Annotated in this window: 14 protein-coding genes and 1 riboswitch; of the genes, 11 read left to right on the top strand and 3 right to left on the bottom strand. The window is 58.1% G+C overall.

Annotated features, from left to right (window positions below; all coding sequences use genetic code 11):
• The first annotated feature begins 62 nt into the window (after positions 1-62).
• Entirely contained in the window at positions 63-1,880 is a 1,818-nt protein-coding gene (locus CBW65_RS01800) for a DUF2334 domain-containing protein (protein ID WP_087455320.1), read from the top strand.
• Here CBW65_RS01800 and CBW65_RS01795 read toward each other — a convergent pair.
• Entirely contained in the window at positions 1,877-3,796 is a 1,920-nt protein-coding gene (locus tag CBW65_RS01795; protein WP_087455319.1) for an ABC-F family ATP-binding cassette domain-containing protein, read from the bottom strand. The genes CBW65_RS01800 and CBW65_RS01795 overlap by 4 nt on opposite strands.
• A 70-nt stretch (positions 3,797-3,866) precedes the next feature.
• The gene (tenA, locus tag CBW65_RS01790) at positions 3,867-4,547 is read right to left on the bottom strand and encodes a thiaminase II (protein ID WP_087455318.1); all 681 of its coding nucleotides are present in this window, start codon (positions 4,545-4,547) and stop codon (positions 3,867-3,869) included.
• A gap of 111 nt (positions 4,548-4,658) precedes the next feature.
• On the opposite strand from tenA, the gene CBW65_RS01785 reads away from it, so the two are divergent.
• A complete protein-coding gene (locus CBW65_RS01785; protein WP_157721714.1) occupies positions 4,659-5,894 on the top strand; it encodes an MFS transporter in 1,236 nt (411 codons plus the stop codon).
• Between the two features lie 34 nt (positions 5,895-5,928).
• Here CBW65_RS01785 and CBW65_RS01780 read toward each other — a convergent pair whose 3' ends face one another.
• Positions 5,929-6,159, bottom strand: coding sequence for a DUF3006 domain-containing protein (locus CBW65_RS01780; protein WP_087455316.1), 231 nt, complete (start codon positions 6,157-6,159; stop codon positions 5,929-5,931).
• 195 nt (positions 6,160-6,354) lie between these two features.
• Here CBW65_RS01780 and CBW65_RS01775 point away from each other — a divergent pair, with 195 nt between their 5' ends.
• From CBW65_RS01775 to CBW65_RS01735, 9 genes are all read left to right on the top strand, one after another.
• A complete protein-coding gene (locus tag CBW65_RS01775) occupies positions 6,355-7,245 on the top strand; it encodes a ComEC/Rec2 family competence protein (protein ID WP_087455315.1) in 891 nt (296 codons plus the stop codon).
• A gap of 140 nt (positions 7,246-7,385) precedes the next feature.
• Positions 7,386-8,255, top strand: coding sequence for an NAD-dependent epimerase/dehydratase family protein (locus CBW65_RS01770; protein WP_087455314.1), 870 nt, complete (start codon positions 7,386-7,388; stop codon positions 8,253-8,255).
• 105 nt (positions 8,256-8,360) lie between these two features.
• Positions 8,361-8,510, top strand: a riboswitch (cyclic di-AMP (ydaO/yuaA leader).
• 90 nt (positions 8,511-8,600) lie between these two features.
• The gene (locus CBW65_RS01765; protein WP_269767992.1) at positions 8,601-9,740 is read left to right on the top strand and encodes an ABC transporter ATP-binding protein; all 1,140 of its coding nucleotides are present in this window, start codon (positions 8,601-8,603) and stop codon (positions 9,738-9,740) included.
• A 106-nt stretch (positions 9,741-9,846) separates the two neighbouring features.
• Positions 9,847-10,437, top strand: coding sequence for an ABC transporter permease (locus CBW65_RS01760; RefSeq protein WP_157722164.1), 591 nt, complete (start codon positions 9,847-9,849; stop codon positions 10,435-10,437).
• A gap of 26 nt (positions 10,438-10,463) precedes the next feature.
• Positions 10,464-11,372: an ABC transporter substrate-binding protein gene (locus CBW65_RS01755; protein WP_087455311.1), complete on the top strand. Its 909-nt coding sequence runs from the start codon at positions 10,464-10,466 to the stop codon at positions 11,370-11,372.
• Between the two features lie 118 nt (positions 11,373-11,490).
• On the top strand, positions 11,491-12,141 hold the full coding sequence (locus CBW65_RS01750; RefSeq protein WP_232463423.1) for a TetR/AcrR family transcriptional regulator: 651 nt from the start codon (positions 11,491-11,493) through the stop codon (positions 12,139-12,141).
• A 27-nt stretch (positions 12,142-12,168) separates the two neighbouring features.
• A complete protein-coding gene (locus CBW65_RS01745; protein ID WP_087455309.1) occupies positions 12,169-12,909 on the top strand; it encodes an ABC transporter ATP-binding protein in 741 nt (246 codons plus the stop codon).
• Positions 12,906-14,120, top strand: coding sequence for an ABC transporter permease (locus tag CBW65_RS01740; protein WP_087455308.1), 1,215 nt, complete (start codon positions 12,906-12,908; stop codon positions 14,118-14,120). Before CBW65_RS01745 ends, CBW65_RS01740 begins: the two co-directional genes overlap by 4 nt.
• A 100-nt stretch (positions 14,121-14,220) precedes the next feature.
• Entirely contained in the window at positions 14,221-15,579 is a 1,359-nt protein-coding gene (locus tag CBW65_RS01735; protein WP_087455307.1) for a hypothetical protein, read from the top strand.
• The last annotated feature ends 134 nt before the right edge of the window (positions 15,580-15,713 follow it).

The following is a 15,713-nucleotide window of genomic DNA, read 5'->3' as shown; positions in this document are numbered from 1 at the left end:
ATCTCGCAGGAGCCCTCTTGCCTGCATAGGCTGGTAAGGCGAACGCACAAGAGGTGATCTCGATGAGAAAAGCGCTGTTGCGCCTGGAGGATGTTGGGCCGGGCGGTTTTTATGAGTCGGAGGAGAGCCTGTGGAAACTGCGGGTGATCGCCGACTTTTTGTCGTCGTCCGGCGTGCCGTTTCATGTGGCGATGATTCCGCGATTTGTGAACCCCAAGACCGGCTATGACCGATCGATCGGCGACCGCCGCGACCCGTTGGTGCAGAAGTTCATTTCGACGATGCGCCATCTGCAAAATCGGGGCGGGTCGCTTGGCATGCACGGGTACCGCCATCAATACGGGCAGGCGGTGTCGGGGGATGGGTTTGAATTTGCTTATGGTGACTGCACCGCTGATTGCCCGCCCGATGATGACCCGGCGGCGTATCAGGAGCGGGGCGCATTCGAGCAAGCGTATGCGTCGGAGCGGATGCGGCAGGGGTTTCTGGCTGTGTTTGCGTCGGGACTGCAGGTCGATTGGTTTGAAGCGCCGCATTACACGGCGTCGCCTGTGCAGCGCCGCGTGCTGGAGGGCTGGACGGGGCTGTTTTTTGAAAATGATCCGCACAGCAGCGAGATGCACCATGTCGTGACCCATGACACCGATTCGCCGCTGTATCGCGGGGCGGTGTATGTGCCGACCCCGCTGTTTTACCTCGACGCGTCCAAGCCGGAGCAAGAGCTGAAGCGCATGTGCCGGGCGATCAAAGGATTTAAGGACGACGAGATCGCCGGATTTTTCTATCACCCGTATTTAGAGTTCCCTTATATCCGCAAAGTGGGGGAGCGGGTGGTGTATGACGAAGGGTCGTATTTGAAGCGGCTGGTGAAGTGCTTTCAGCAGCAAAAATACGAGTTTGTGCCGCTCCTTTCGCTGGTCAGCCTCGTGCCGTCGATGCGCCAGACCGGCTTTTTCCCAGGGGCGGAGGTGCTGACCGGGGATGTGAATGGCGACGGGATCTCTGAGCTGCTGGTCAGGGAGCCTTTGTCGGGAACATGGCAGGCGGCATCGGGCAGTCTGGAGACGTTCCCCTGCCGGCAAAGCGCACCGTTTACTGCAAGGGTGATCGGCGAGAGGCTGGGGCCGGGACGCGCAATGGTCGGCGATGTAAACGGTGACGGACGGGACGATCTGGTGCTGTGGGACGCGGTGGCCGGCACGTTTTCGGTGGCGCTGAGCGACGGCGATTCGTGGCAGAAACCGACGGTCTGGCTGACCGGACTGGCGCGGGGCGAGGCTTGGGAGCCGCATCTGGCCGACTGGAACGGGGACGGACGCAAGGACCTCGCCCTGTGGAACAAGCGGACGGGGGACTGGTTGCTGGCGGCGAGCGACGGGGGAAAATTCTCCCCGGCGTATGACGGCGCGGCTGGGCGCACCGGCACCGACTGGGTGGCCGGTTTTGGCGATGTGGACGGCGACGGGCGCGACGAACTGGTGCTGTGGCACCCGGCGACCGGAACGTGGAAAGTCGGAGCTTGCACAGGCACAAGGTTGCGGATCGGGAGCAAACCGTGGCTGCAAAAATGGGCGGTTGAGGCTGGCTGGCAGCTGCTCCTCGGGGATTTTGATGGGGATGGGAAGGACGATCTGCTCGTCGTGAATCCGGAGCGCGGAGACTGGCAGATTGCGCGCAGCACGGGCAGCCGTTTCCTGCCGGAGCAAGCGGTGCTGCGGCCGTGGGCGGCCGAACCGGGCATGGTGCCGCTGGTCGGAACCTGGTCGCGGGACGGCCGGGCGGGCGTCTGTGCGCGGCATCCGCTCTTGCGCGGCGGCACGGTCGATTTTGCCGTTTCGGTGGTCGGCAAAGCGAGTGGCAAAACAAAAGCAGGCCGTTAGCGGCCTGCTTCTTTTTGTCGTGAGATCTCTTCGGCGAGCTCGTTCAGTTCCGCCCAGCGTTCGACGGCAGTTTCGAGTTCGTTTTGCAGCTGCTGCTCCTGATCGGTCAGCTTCTGCAGACGGGTGTAGTCGGTGCCGCCTTGAGCCAGTTCGGCCTGGACAGAGGCGATGCTGTCTTCGAGTTCGGCGATGCGCTCTTCGATCGATTCGAACTCTTTTTGCTCTTTGTAGGTGAACTTGAGCTTCTTGGCAGGCGTATCGTCTGCAGCAGCTCGCGGATCTTCTTTTGCTTTGACCGGCTTGTCTTTCTCCGGTGCGAGCAGTTCACGCTCCGCCTGATACTCGGAGTACATGCCCATGTAGGTGCTGATCTTCGCGTCCCCTTCGAAGCAGATCAGGCGGTCGACCACGCGGTCGAGGAAATAGCGGTCATGGGAGACGGTGACCACCGTGCCGTCGAAGTGGTCGAGATAGTCTTCGAGGATGGTCAAGGTCTGGATGTCGAGGTCGTTGGTCGGCTCGTCGAGCAGCAGGACGTTGGGTTCGCCCATCAAGGTGCGCAGCAGGTACAGGCGGCGCTTTTCACCGCCGGACAGCTTGGCGATCGGCGTCCACTGCGAGCTCGGCGGGAACAGGAAGCGCTCCAGCATCTGCCCGGCGGAGATCGTTTCGCCGTCGATGGTGCGGATGTACGGGGCGGCTTCGCGGATGTATTCGATCACGCGCAGCTCTTCGTTCATCTCGATGCTCTCCTGCGTGTAGTAAGCGAGCTTGACGGTGCTGCCGGTGTCGACGATGCCGCCGTCCGGGACGATGTTCCCGGCGATGATCTCCATCAGCGTGGACTTGCCGCTGCCATTTTTCCCGATGATGCCGATGCGGTCGCGCGGGCCGATCAGGTAGGAGAAGTCGCGGATCAAGGTGCGGTCGCCATACGACTTGGTGATGTGCTCCAGCTCAAACACTTTGTTGCCGAGGCGCTGCGAACCGATGGCGATGTCCATTTTCGACGCGGCTTTGTCCACTTTTTGATCGCGGAGGTTCTCGGCGAACTCGACGCGGGCTTTTTGCTTGGTCGTGCGGGCTTTCGCGCCGCGATGGAGCCAGGCCAGCTCGCGGCGGAGCAGGTTCTGGCGCTTGTCTTCGCTGGCCAGAGTCTGCTCTTCGCGGGCTGCTTTGTGCTCAAGGAACGTCGCATAGTTGCCTTGGTAGGAGTAGAGCTTGCCTTTGTCGAGCTCCAAAATGCGGTTGGTCACGCGGTCGAGGAAGTAGCGGTCATGCGTGATCAGCAGCAGGGCCGATTTCATCTTGGCCAGATAGCTTTCCAGCCACTCGACCGTCTCGTTGTCGATGTGGTTGGTCGGCTCGTCGAGGATCAGCAGATCGGACGGGCGGATCAAGGCGCGGGCCATCGCCACGCGCTTGCGCTGACCGCCGGACAGGTTGCCGACGATCGCGCTGTAGTTGGTGATGCCGAGGCGGTTGAGGATCGTCTTGGCGTTTGCTTCCAGCTCCCAGGCGTTGCCTGCGTCCATCTCTTGGGAGAGCTTGACGAGGCGGGACTGCAACGCTTCGTCTTCCGGGCGCAGGGCGAGGTCGGCGAGCAGCTGCTCATAGTCGCCGAGCAGCCGCAAGAGCGGAGAACTGCCTTGGAAGACCGACTGCAGGACGGTCAGCTTATCGTCGAACACCGGGTTTTGCGGGAGGTACTCGATCGTTGCTCCGTTGGCGGTAACGATTTGGCCGGAATCAGCCTGCTCGACGCCGGCGATCGCCTTGAGCAGGGTCGATTTGCCGGTGCCGTTGACGCCGATCAGCCCGATGCGGTCGCCGTTGTCGATCCCGAAGGTGAGGTCTTGGAACAGGACTTTTTCGCCGTATGTTTTGGTGAGTCCGATGACAGATACGAGATTCATGTATATCAACCTTTTCCAGTGAGCTATTTGTTAGAAACAACCTCTCTAGTGTAGCATGAAAAGGCTGTGCTTACAGAACTTCCATGACCGGCGCCTGCCATTTTTCTAACGAGTACGCCATGCCCCAGAAGGACAGTTCGTATTGCGAGGAGATCAGGAAGTGCTGCTCCATGCGCAAACGCTCGGCGGGCGAGGCTAGTTCGGCCAAGGCGTCGAGGCGGTCGATCTGTTCTTTGACCAGCGTGTCGAACCACTCACCGCCGTACGCGTTGATCCACTCCTGGTAGATCTCAACCTCCGGCTTCATCCCTTGCAGGCGATGGCCGATCTCCGCATACAGCCAGTAGCAGGGCAGGAGCGCTGCGATGATCTCGCCAAGCGTGCCGGTATAGCCGACCGCGAGCAGGTGGGTGGTGTACGCGTATGCGGTTGGCGCCGGTTCGAAGGCAGCATGGTCTTCCGGCGTGATGCCGAGGCGCTTGGAGAAGTTTTCGTGCAGGGACAATTCTGCTTCATACGTGCCTTGCGCGTGTGCCGCCATGCGCGAGGCGGTGTAGAGGTCGGCCGCTTTCGCTGCGCCGAGCGCCTGCACTTTTGCGAAGACGGACAGGTAGTAGGAATCGTTTAACATGTAGTATTTGAAAGAATCCAAGGGCAGACTGCCGTCTGCGATCCCGGTGACAAACGGGTGGTCGAAGCTGGCCTGCCAGCTGGCATCCGCCTTGGCGCGTAACATCTCGCTGAATTTCATGTGAAAATCCCCCTTCAACTCGGTTGATCTTGCTCATTCATTTCCCTTCTATAATAATAAAGCAAATTCCCTTACAATGGAGAGATGAATCAAGGAAAGGATTGTCCGGGCATGAAAAAACAAACAATCTTCACCCCGCTCAGGAAAAAGCCGTTTCGGACGCTGTTCACAGCGCAGGTGTTTTCTGACACGGGGAACTGGTTTGACATTATCGCGCTGAACCTGCTCGTCTCCTATCACTGGGGGATGGACATCATCGCCAATGCGGCGATCGACTTGGCGGTGGCGGTGCCGTGGGTGTTTTTGGGGCCGCTGCTTGGTGTGTGGGCCGACCGCCTGCCGCGCAAACAAGTGATGCTGATCTGTACGCTGATGAGGATCGGGGTCGTCATCGGCTTTATTTTCGCGCCGAACTTGCCGGTGCTCTTGGCGCTGGTCTTTGCCAAGACAGTATTTGCCGTGATGTTTGATCCGGCGCGCCAAGGCCTGTTCCGCCAGGTCGTGCCGGAAGAGGAACTGGCCGAAGCGACCGCGCTCAGCCAGACCTGCGCCAATGCGACCAAGATCATCGGACCTGCGATCGGCGGTCTGCTCATGGCGATTGTGGCTCCGAAGTTCGTGTTTATGACCGAAGCGGTGCTGTACGGCATCGCGCTGTTGTTCCTGCTCCGCCTGCCGAACGTGCAGCCGAGCGCAGAGGAAGTGAAGACGGAGAAAAACTTCTGGCGCGAACTGAAAGAAGGGATCGCCCATATTTCGAAAAAGCGCATCCTGGTCGTCGCGATCTCGCTGGCTGCGCTGAACCTGTTTTTCGTGTTTCTATACGATGCGTTTTACGCGCCGCTGACGATCGCGCTCAACCTCGGGCAGATCGGATACGGGCTGGTCGTCAGCTCCTTTGGCATCGGAGCGGTCGCCGGATCGTTGATCGCCGGACAGTGGACAAGCTGGAAAGGCAATCCGCTGCGCATGATGTGCTGGTCGCTGCTGCTCGCCGGAGCGATGGTGGTGGTGATCGGGCTGGGCGGCATGAACATCGTGCACGGCAGCATCGTCTTCTGGTGCGCCGTCTGCCTGATCGTCGGCGCCCTTGGTGCAGGCACGTCGGTGCCGTTTGGCTACCTCTTGCAATCGGAGACGCCGCCGGAGCTGATGGGACGCGTGTTTTCCGTCTCCAATGCGATGCAGGGCGTGATGCTGCTCGCAGCCCCGATGATCGGCGTCGCGTTTGGCCGTGCATATGGGATCGGAGCGGTGTTCGCCTTCTCCGGCGTGATGCTGGCGCTGACGGCGATCGTGTACCTGATTTATACGAAAAAGACGAACGTGCGTCCAACCGTATCGTAAACAAAAACCCTGCCGGGCAGCCGGCAGGGTTTTTCTATTCGTCCGTTTTCATGATTGCGCGAAGCATGGCGTCGGCCAGTTCTTGCCGGCGTTTCGTCTCCGCCTGGTCGATGGTGATGTTCATCCGCAACACATCGCCTTCTGCTGCGTCTTCCGGGAGCAGGGAGCGGGGCAGGTCGAAAGTAAAGCGCCCTTCGAATTCGACCACGGCCAACTCTTCTTCGAAGCGGTCGATGATGCACACGCCTGTTCTGTTTTCGTCCATTTCGAGACACCTCCGTGAAAGTGAGCATAACATGCTCTGAGTGAGAAAGTCGAACCTTTTACATAAAATTGACTAAAAACGTTCGTTTTTTAACTATAGCTTAGTAAACAAGTTTTTGGACTTGTGATAGAATTACATTAACCGTTGCTTTTGTAGTATCAGAAATTATTTTATATTCCGGAGGTTTTACTGAAAATGGCATTTTTCCGTAACCTGCAACGCGCATTTCTGATCGCCCTGGCTCTGATTTTTATCTCGAGCACCGGCGTAAACGCACCGCTCAGCGACCATGCGTCCGCCGCAACCAACCTGCAAGTGCACTTTATTGATGTCGGTCAAGCAGACTCGTTCCTGATCCAGCTCCCGAACGGCCAAAACATGGTCATCGACGCTGGCAACAACGCTGACGGCACCACCGTCGTCAACTACCTGAAGGGCAAAGGCGTCACCCGCGTCGACTATCTGGTCGGCACCCATCCGGACGAAGACCACATCGGCGGTCTCGATGACGTGATCAAGAACTTCACGATCGGCAAGCTGTACATGCCGAACATCTCCAAAACCACCATCACCTACACCGACGTGATCAACGCGGCGAATGCAAAAGGCCTCGCGATCACCCAGGCCAAAGCGTACACGACGATCCTCAGCACCACCGCAAACTCGAAGACCTTGAAAGCGAACTTTGTCGCTCCGGTCAAGACTTCGTACTCCCTGACCAACGACTACTCCGGCGTCATCCGCCTGACCTATGGCTCCACTAACTTCATGTTCTCCGGCGACGCGGAACATGATTCGGAAGCAGACATGGTCGCATCCGGCCAGACGCTTTCTGCGAACATCCTGAAAGTCGGGCACCACGGTTCCCGCACTTCCTCCACCGACGCGTACCTGAACAAAGTAAACCCGTCTGTGGCGGTCATCTCCTGCGGTCTGAACAACTCATATGGCCATCCGCATGCTGAGACGATCAACAAACTGAAAGCAAGAGGCATCAAGATTTACCGCACCGACCTGCAAGGCACGATCATCTTCACCACCACCGGCAGCGGCTGGGTCGTGAACAAAGCGCCTTGGTGGCAATAAGCAACTTTATCTCTTTCACACGGCAACGGTGTGGACAGCAGAACCGTCTCTTTCGCAGAGACGGTTTTGTTTTGCTTACAAAATAAACTGTAGTACAATTGAAGGAATACTGAGAAAATACTGGGAAATGAGGGGTTCGAATGAAAACGGCATTGGTCTTTGGCGGCACGCAGTTTTTCGGCAAGCATTTGGTGAACGGACTGCTGGCGCGCGGGGTGGATGTGACGATCGCCACGCGCGGCAAGACGCCAGATGAGTATGGCGACCGGGTCCAGCGGTTGATCGTGGACCGCGAGCAGAAGGACTCGATCCGCGAAGCGGTCGGTGATCGTACATATGATGTCGTCTTTGATAACATCTGCTATTCGTCCAACGATGCGCAGGTGGCGGTGGAACTGTTTGCAGGCAAGGTGCAGCGCTATGTGTTCACATCCACGCTGTCGGTGTACGATCTGTCGGAGGAAGCGCATGGGGAAGCCGATTTTAATGCGCGGGAGTTGCCGATCAAGTGGGGCGGCAAAGACGCGTTTGGCTACCAGGAAGGCAAGCAGCAGGCGGAAGCGGTCTTTTTCCAGCAGTCCGATTTGCCGGTCGTTGCGGTGCGCTTCCCGGTGGTGATGGGGACGGATGACTATACGAAACGCCTGCACTGGCATGTCGACCGCGTGAAGAACGGTCTGCCGATCGGCATGCCGAATCCGCAGTCGCGCCAAGGGTTTATCCACTCGCAGGAAGCGGGGAATTTCCTGCTCTGGGCAGCGACGGCCGACATCGCCGGGGAAGTGAATGCGGCGGCGAGCGGAACGGTCACGCTGCGCGAGATGATGGGGATGATCGAGCAGGCGACCGGCCAAGCAGCGAAGGTTGTTCAGGAGTTTGAAAAAGAGGATCGTTCGCCGTTTGGCGCGCCTGGTTCGTACTATATGAGCCTGGAAAAAGCAGAAGCGGCCGGGTATGAATTTACCAAGCTGCAGGAGTGGCTGCCAAAGCTGATTGCGGAACTGGTATAGGATTCTTAAAGAAAATCATGAAAACACGAGGACGAGCATATATAAAGATAATAAACAAGCGTATCAGTGATATATGCTCGTTGCGTGTTCCTTGAGGGGTCTGTAGTATTTAGATTGCTTAATTCCTGATATTTAAGTCGGGAAACGGGGGAACCAACTTTGGGGCGAATCGGCTGGCTCTGGTCACAGAGACAGCGTAGGAAACCATCTTTCCGAGTCCGTCAGCTAACCTCGTAGGCGTAGATGGGTCAAGGGCTTTTTTCATGCATATGTCCGTGTTTTGCGACCCGCTGTATTTTTGCTGCGGGTCTTTTTCTGTGCAAAAAAGATGGGAGGGATTGGAATTTGGCAAATGCGATCGTGTTTGAGCATGTCGCCAAGCAGTATGAGGAGTCGGTGGTGATCGCCGATCTCAATCTGGAGATTCCGGAAGGGAACATCGTGGTGCTGGTCGGACCTTCAGGATGTGGCAAGACGACGACGATGAAGATGATCAACCGGCTGATCGAGCCGACACAAGGCCGTTTGTATGTAAACGGGCAGAACGTCTTGGAGATGGATGCGGTGGAACTGCGCCGCGGGATCGGGTATGTGATCCAGCAGATCGGCTTGATGCCGCACATGACGATCGGGGAGAACATCGGGCTGTCGGCGCAACTGGCATCCGGGAAAAAGGGCGTGGACAAGAGCCGAGTCGATGAATTGCTGCAGATGGTCGGGCTGGAGCCGGGTCAGTATCGCGACCGCTATCCGGCCGAACTGTCCGGCGGGCAGCAGCAGCGGGTCGGAGTAGCGCGGGCATTGATGTGCAATCCGCCGATCATCTTGATGGATGAGCCGTTTTCGGCGCTCGATCCGATCACGAGGGAGCAGTTGCAAGATGAGTTGATTCGTCTGAATCAGGAGTTGAACAAGACGATCATCTTTGTCACGCACGACATGGATGAGGCGCTGAAGATCGCCGACCAGATCGTGGTGATGCAAGGCGGACGCGTGGTGCAGATGGGCACGCCCGATCAGATTTTGCGCCATCCGGCCAATGAATTTGTGCGCGGATTCCTTGGGGAAAAGCGTCTCTCGTCGCACCAGTCTTGGACGGTGGACGATGTGATGCTGAGCAGTCCGGTCACGATGGGCGCAGGCAAAGGCCTCGCCGAAGCGGTGCAGACGATGCATCGTCGTCGGGTGACGGGGGTTCTGGTCACCGACCGGGCGCGGAAACTGCTCGGGATTGCCGATACGAGCGACATTCACAGCGGGTATCAGGAGGAGTCGCTGACGCTCGGCGATGTGATGCGCACCGAGATCCAGACTGTGCAGACCGGGACACCGCTGATCGATGCGATTCCGCTCGTGCAAACGGTGCCATACGGATATGTTCCAGTGCTGGATGCCGAGCAGCGGCTGGTCGGGCTCCTGACCCGTTCGTCGCTTGTCGATGTGCTGGCAAAACCGTATCTGGAAGAAGCCGCCGCAAGCGAGTAGGGGGAGCAGGTTAGGATTGGATTTGTACGACTAACAGGAGGTGCGTTTGTTGAGCGATTTGTTATTTGTTTTGCAGGACCGTTGGACTGATATTGTAGATGCTTCGATGCAGCATTTGGTGCTTTCTTTAGTAGCTTTGTTCTGGTCGATTCTGATCGCCGTACCGCTGGGGATCTTGCTGACCCGCTTTCGCAAGGCGGCGGGACTGGTGATCGGGCTGGTCTCGGTGCTGCAGACGATCCCAAGTCTGGCGCTGCTGGGCTTTTTGATTCCGATGTTCGGGATTGGACCATTGCCCGCGATCATTGCGATGGTGGCGTATGGCCTGCTTCCGATATTGCGCAACACCTACACCGGAATCTTGGACGTTGACCCGGCGCTGGTCGAATCGGGCCGCGGCATGGGCATGACCCGCTGGCAGATGCTCCGTCTGGTCAAACTCCCGCTCGCCCGCTCCGTCATCTTTGCCGGTGTCCGCACCGCTGCCGTGATGACGATCGGCGTGGCGACACTGGCCGCATTTATCGGCGCAGGCGGTCTCGGTGACCTGATCCTGCGCGGCATCTCGATGGTCGACACCGGCATCATCTTGGCTGGCGCGATCCCGGCCGCTGTGATGGCAGTGCTGTTCGATCTCGTGCTCGCCTATACAGACTGGCGCGTAACACCGAAAGGCCTGCGCATCCGCAAAGGCTGATCCCTCCAAAACGAAAGGATGATTCGATGAAAAAAATAACACAGGCACTTCTGCTCACCACACTTGGCTTGACCATGGTTACCGCAACTGGATGTGGCTCCTTGCTGTCCGGCAAATCGGAAGATGAAATCGTAGTTGCCGGGAAGAATTTTACCGAGCAAGACATCATGGCCAACGTTGTCGGCATCCTGCTTGAAGAAAATACAGACCTGAAAGTCACCGTCAAATCGTTCCTTGGCGGCACCGATGTGGTGTTTAATTCGATGAAAAACGGCACGCTGGACGCTTATGTCGAGTACACCGGCACCGGTCTGGTCAACATTTTGGAACAGAAAGTCATGTCCGACCAAGACCAGGTGTACGACGTGGTGAAACAGAAGTTTTCCGAGGAGTTCCAGTTGGAATGGCTGGAGCCGATCGGATTTAACAACACCTACGCGCTGGCCGTCACTCAGGAGACAGCACAAAAATACGGGCTGCAAAAGGTGTCCGACCTGCAGGCGCATGCGAAACACCTGACGTTTGGCGTCGAGCAGGAATTCCTGGAGCGCTCCGACGGCCTGCCCGGCTTGAAGAAAGCGTACGGGTTCGAATTTGCCGGGACGAAAGCGATGGACCCCGGTCTGAAATACCAGGCGCTGATGGAAGATGAAGTGCAGGTGATCGACGCTTTCTCCACCGATGGTCGTTTGGTGAAAAACCATCTGGTCATTCTCGAAGATGACAAGAAGTTCTTCCCGCCGTACTACGCCGCTCCGGTCGTGCGGGAGGAGACGGTGAAACAGCATCCGGAAGTCAAAACCGAGCTGCTCAAACTGGCCGGCACGATGGATGAAACGGAGATGGCCGAACTGAACGCGCAAGTGGATGTCGACAAGCGCAAAGCGGATGACGTCGCTCGCGAATGGCTGAAAGCGGAAGGCTTGATTAAGTAAGAAGAAAGACGACAGCGAAGATGCTGTCGTCTTTTTTTGGTTGCATTTTAGAAACATGGGGAGTATATTCTGAGTAATGACTCACTCATTGAGTAAGCACTCAATCATGGAGGTTGGCATGAGCGACGAACAATTGAATTATGACCGGATTGAAGAGGAACTGACCGAGAAGCACTGGCAAATTCTTGAAGCGGCCGTGAAAGTTTTTTCCGAAAAAGGGTTTAGTGCGGCCAGGACTTCGGAAGTGGCGAAGGAAGCCGGGGTGTCGGAGGGGACGATTTTTAATTATTTCAAGACCAAGAAGGATCTGCTGACCTCGATGGTCATTCCGCTGGTCGTGCGCTTTTTCCGCCCGCTGATGCTGATGTCGGTGGAGCGGATTTTCAAAACGCGCAAGGAGCGCCCGGTGGAAGACGTGCTGCTCGATGTGATGCGCGACCGGGTGCAACTGGTGGAGAAGAATCTGCCGCTGATCAAGACGGTGGCGGCCGAAGCGGCGTTTCATCCGGAGCTGCTCCAGCCGGTCCGGGAGCAGTTGGCGCCGAAGCTGGTCGAGGTGGCGTCGAAGTTTTTCCGGGAAGAAGTGGAGAAGGGGACGTTTCGCGACATCGACCCAGTGCTGGCGTTGCGCGGGCTGATGAGCATGCTGGGCGGGTATGTTTTGATGAAGAACATCGCGCCGGAAGCGTTGCGGATTGAAGATGAGGAGACGGAATTGAGACGGCTGCTCGATCTGTATTTGCACGGGGTATTGAACAAAGAGCAGTAATACGAGCTGGAAGAGGAGGCTAGGCGGATGGAGAGCAAGCGGGTGCAGGATGCGGTGGTGGAAGTGCGCCATCTGGTGCAGAAGTTTGGCAAGCGCGTGGTGCTCGATGATGTGTCGTTTACGATCGGGCGCGGGGAGATTCTCGGGCTGCTCGGGCCGTCGGGGTCGGGCAAGACGACCTTGGTGAAGACGATTGCGGCGGTCGGGGAGTATGTGGGCGGCGAAGTGTTGGTGCTGGGGCGGAAGATGCCCGATTACGGCACGATTGCGCGGATCGGCTATATGGCGCAGGCGGATGCGTTGTACCACGATCTGACCGGGTATGACAATCTGGTGTTTTTTGCGGAGCTGTTTGGTGTAAAAGGGGCGAAGCGCAAGCAGCGCATCGGGGAGCTGCTGGAACTGGTGCAGTTGAGCGAGCATGCGAAGCGGCCGGTGCAGACCTATTCGGGCGGCATGAAGCGGCGGTTGTCGCTGGCGGTGGCGCTGTTGCATGAGCCGGAGATTTTGATTTTGGATGAGCCGACGGTGGGGATCGACCCGGTGCTGCGGAAAGACTTTTGGCGCGAGTTCCTGCGCTTGAAGGAGCAGGGGGTGTCGATCTTGATCACGACACATGTGATGGATGAGGCAGAGCAATGTGACCGCCTGGGGCTGATTCGCGAAGGGAAGCTGATTGCGCTGGGCACGCCAGCGCGGTTGAAAGAGGAGACGGGGACGGCGACGATCGAAGAGGCGTTCCTGCGCTATGGAGGTGTGCAGGCATGAGAATCTGGGCGCTGACCAAGCGGTTGTTGAAGCAAGTGATCCGGGATAAGCGTTCGGTGGCGATGCTGTTTATCGCGCCGCTGTTCGTGCTGTGGCTGTTGTCGGTCGTTCTGACGACGTCGACGACACAGGCCGATATAGATGTAGTGGATCTGCCGGATGTGTTGATTGAGCAGTTGGAAGCGACCGATGCGACCGTTCGTAACGTGTCGCTGGAGATCGCGGAAGAGAATCTGCAAAACGGTGAGTCGGACGGGTATCTGACCCTTGCCGACGGCAAAGTCCATATCATGCTGGAAGGGTCCGACCCCGCCGTGAACGGAGCGGTGCAGCAAGCGGTGCAACAGGCGGTGCAAAGCCTTGCCGAAGGCAAGAGCACGGGGGATGGGTTGCCAGTAGAACCGAAGAACGCCGGGCAAAACGGACAGGGGATAACGACTGCACCGGGAGTGCCAAACGGGCAGGGGACGGAACCTGTACCGGGAGTGCCAAACGGGCAGGGGATGGAACCTGTACCGGGTATGCCAAACGGGCAGGTGGTGCCTCAAGCGCCGGGCATGAATTTGCCAAGCGGGATGGATGTAGAGTTTTTGCACGGGGGCGAGGGGTTGACGAAGCTGGATTATCTGGCCCCGGTGCTGATCGGATTCTTTATCTTCTTCTTCGTGTTCCTGATCTCCGGGGTGTCGTTCCTGCGCGAACGTACGGGCGGGACGCTGGAACGGGTGTTGGCGACGCCGATCAAACGGTTTGAGATCGTGCTGGGCTACTTTTTTGGCTTTGGCGTGTTTGCGGTGCTGCAGACGGCGCTGGTGCAATGGTTTGCTTTAAACGTGCTGGGCGTGCAGTCGGTCGGGTCGTTTGGCGCGGTGCTGGTGATCAACATTTTGCTGGCGACCGTAGCCTTGTCGCTGGGAACGCTGTTGTCGGCATACGCGCGCAACGAGTTTCAGATGGTGCAGTTCATCCCGCTTGTCGTCGTGCCACAGATCTTCATGAGCGGCCTGTTCGACCTGCGCAACATGCCGGACTGGCTGATGATGCTGTCCAAGGCGCTCCCGCTGACCCACGCCGCCGAAGCGCTGCGCGGCGTGATGATCCGCGGCGAAGGGCTCGGCGACATCCAAGTCGCGCTCTGGGTGCTGCTCGGCTACTGCCTGCTGTTCCTGGGTCTGAACATCCTGGCCCTGCGCCGATACCGTAAAGTATAGAAAACAAGAAAGGGCCGCCATCGCGCGGCCTTTTCACTTTTTCCGCCCAGTCCCCATATCATGCTGAAAAGGCATTTGCCCAAAAAGGGGGTTGGGAAGTATGGAACTTACAGTCTCACATTGGATTTATCTTGCAGTTGTCCTGCTGGTCATCTTGGGCATGGTCTTCAAACGCGGCGTCATCGCCGTCACCGTCATCGGGACGCTGATCATCGGCTGGATCTGGTCGGGCAGTTTCGTCACGGCCGGGCAGACGCTGTTCACAGCGAACCTCACCGCCGCCAAAATCCTCTTCGATATCATCCTGATCATCGCGCTGATGATCGCTCTGCTGCGGATGATGGAGCGGGTCGGCGCCGACTATCTGCTGATGCGTCCGATGAGCAAATTGTTCAAAAGCCCGACCGGCGCGTTTTTCTCCGTCGGGGCGGTCAAAGGCCTTATCTCTGCTTTTCTCTGGCCGACGCCGGCCACGATGACCGTCGGGCCGATGATGATCCCCGCTGCACTGCGCGCCGGGCTGCCGATGATCGGGATCGCCGTGGCGATGAACTTGTTTGGGCACGGGATCTCGTTGTCCGGCGACTTCATCATCCAAGGCGCGCCGAAGCTGACCGGGCAGGCGGCCGGTGTGCCGGTCAGCGAGATGATCGCGGCGAGCTGGCCGCTTGTGCTCGTCACCGGTCTCGTCTCCGTCTCCCTCGCCTTTTTCATGCTCCGTAAAGATATGAAAAGAGGCGTGATCACAGCCGAGATCCCCGAGCAGGAAGCGGTGCGCGACACGTTTTCCCCGGTGGCGAAAACGGCGGCCTGGCTCGTTCCGCTGTCCTTCGTCGCCGTCATCTTCACCACGATCTGGCTGGAGCTGCGCGGCGGCGATGCCACAGCGCTGGTCGGCGGTGTGGGATTCCTGTTGCTGATCCTGATCGCGCTTGGCGAGTTTAAAACGAAAGCCCACCATGAGCTGATGAGCGCGCTGCAGGAAGGTTTTGTGTTTGCGATCAAAATCTTCGCTCCGGTCATTCCGATCGCCGCTTTCTTCTTCCTCGGCTCGCCGGAAGTCGCGCCGCAGATCTTGGGCGAAGGGGCGCCGGGTCTCTTGTTCGACCTGGGCACAGCCTTGTCGACGATCGTGCCGCTGACAGCGGTGCCGGTGGCGATCATCATCGTCACGATCGGCATCATCTCCGGGCTCGACGGCTCCGGCTTCTCCGGTCTGGTCATGGTCGGCACCTTGGCTCAGGCGCTTGGTGTGCCGGCTGGCGTCGACATCGCCGTCCTCGCCGCCCTCGGCCAGATGGGCGCGATCTGGAGCGGCGGCGGCACCCTCGTCCCGTGGGGCGTCCTCGACATCTCCGGCGTGACTGGCGTTTCCCCCGATGAACTCACCCGCCGCAACTTCCTTCCCGTCATGGCCGGTCTGCTGGCCGCGACGGTGCTGGCGATCTTCTTGATGTAGAGATTCTCTGGTTCATGCCAAAAAACGCCTCGGTTCCGCTCCGAACCGGGGCGTTTTTATTTTACAGGACAGGGAAATTATGTTTGAAATTCAGATTAGTTTTTATAATTTTTATTTACAAAAATATCACCCAA

The sequence above is a fragment of the Tumebacillus avium genome (assembly GCF_002162355.1).
Taxonomy (GTDB): Bacteria; Bacillota; Bacilli; order Tumebacillales; family Tumebacillaceae; genus Tumebacillus_A; species Tumebacillus_A avium.
Note: the sequence above shows the minus strand (reverse complement) of the source record. Positions and strands in the feature narration are given on the sequence as shown.

Excerpts from the sequence above, each read along its gene's own strand:
- CBW65_RS01800 (WP_087455320.1), top strand. The coding sequence starts at position 63 with ATGAGAAAAGCGCTGTTGCGCCTGGAGGATGTTGGGCCGGGCGGTTTT.
- CBW65_RS01795 (WP_087455319.1), bottom strand. The coding sequence starts at position 3,796 with ATGAATCTCGTATCTGTCATCGGACTCACCAAAACATACGGCGAAAAA.
- tenA (WP_087455318.1), bottom strand. The coding sequence starts at position 4,547 with ATGAAATTCAGCGAGATGTTACGCGCCAAGGCGGATGCCAGCTGGCAG.
- CBW65_RS01785 (WP_157721714.1), top strand. The coding sequence starts at position 4,659 with ATGAAAAAACAAACAATCTTCACCCCGCTCAGGAAAAAGCCGTTTCGG.
- CBW65_RS01780 (WP_087455316.1), bottom strand. The coding sequence starts at position 6,159 with ATGGACGAAAACAGAACAGGCGTGTGCATCATCGACCGCTTCGAAGAA.
- CBW65_RS01775 (WP_087455315.1), top strand. The coding sequence starts at position 6,355 with ATGGCATTTTTCCGTAACCTGCAACGCGCATTTCTGATCGCCCTGGCT.
- CBW65_RS01770 (WP_087455314.1), top strand. The coding sequence starts at position 7,386 with ATGAAAACGGCATTGGTCTTTGGCGGCACGCAGTTTTTCGGCAAGCAT.
- CBW65_RS01760 (WP_157722164.1), top strand. The coding sequence starts at position 9,847 with ATGCAGCATTTGGTGCTTTCTTTAGTAGCTTTGTTCTGGTCGATTCTG.
- CBW65_RS01755 (WP_087455311.1), top strand. The coding sequence starts at position 10,464 with ATGAAAAAAATAACACAGGCACTTCTGCTCACCACACTTGGCTTGACC.
- CBW65_RS01750 (WP_232463423.1), top strand. The coding sequence starts at position 11,491 with ATGAGCGACGAACAATTGAATTATGACCGGATTGAAGAGGAACTGACC.
- CBW65_RS01745 (WP_087455309.1), top strand. The coding sequence starts at position 12,169 with ATGGAGAGCAAGCGGGTGCAGGATGCGGTGGTGGAAGTGCGCCATCTG.
- CBW65_RS01740 (WP_087455308.1), top strand. The coding sequence starts at position 12,906 with ATGAGAATCTGGGCGCTGACCAAGCGGTTGTTGAAGCAAGTGATCCGG.
- CBW65_RS01735 (WP_087455307.1), top strand. The coding sequence starts at position 14,221 with ATGGAACTTACAGTCTCACATTGGATTTATCTTGCAGTTGTCCTGCTG.